Below are 594 nucleotides of genomic sequence, written 5' to 3' on the forward strand. Positions count from 1 at the left end.
TAATGGTGCGGCAGGACTGCTATTCAATACATCAGCTGCCGTCAGGCACGTGGGTCATCAAGTTCCCCGTCTCCTCCGGCAGGAGCCAGATAGCAGTACCCATTGCCACTTCTGAATACCATGCCAAAAGGCTCCAGGACCTGGCAGGAGGTTCCTGCCGACAAGGGTCCATGGAAATATGGCATGGTAAAGACGGAGAGTGGTATGCTGCCATATCATTAGTATATGAGACTCACTTAAAGGAGCCGTGCGGCGTAATCGGGGTCGACTTCGGCATAGTGAAGCTTGCCGTGCTGTCCAACAACATCTTTTTTGACGGCCGCCAGGTCAGATGGCGCAAGGAACGGTGGGCAGCAAGGAGAGCTGCACTTCAGCAAGCGGGCAGGCTTTCCCGCGTCAAGAAAGAAGCCGGCCGCGAATCAAGGTGGATGCGGTATATCAACCACTGCATCTCAAAACGCATAGTTGAAATAGCGAAGAAAGAAGGCAAGGCGATTGCACTTGAGAACCTGCTGGGTATCCGCGAGCGGACTAAAGGATCAAAAAAGTTCAACCGGATGATGTCCGGGTGGAACTTCAAGGAGCTGGCCTCGT

The 594-nt window shown here is 53.5% G+C and carries 1 protein-coding gene; it reads left to right on the forward strand.

Annotation, left to right across the window (positions count from 1 at the left end):
• The coding region (locus AN618_RS13650) for an IS200/IS605 family accessory protein TnpB-related protein (RefSeq protein WP_222926541.1) at positions 1-594 on the forward strand (594 nt) is incomplete at both ends.

This window comes from Fervidicola ferrireducens (assembly GCF_001562425.1).
Lineage (GTDB): Bacteria > Bacillota > Thermosediminibacteria > Thermosediminibacterales > Thermosediminibacteraceae > Fervidicola > Fervidicola ferrireducens.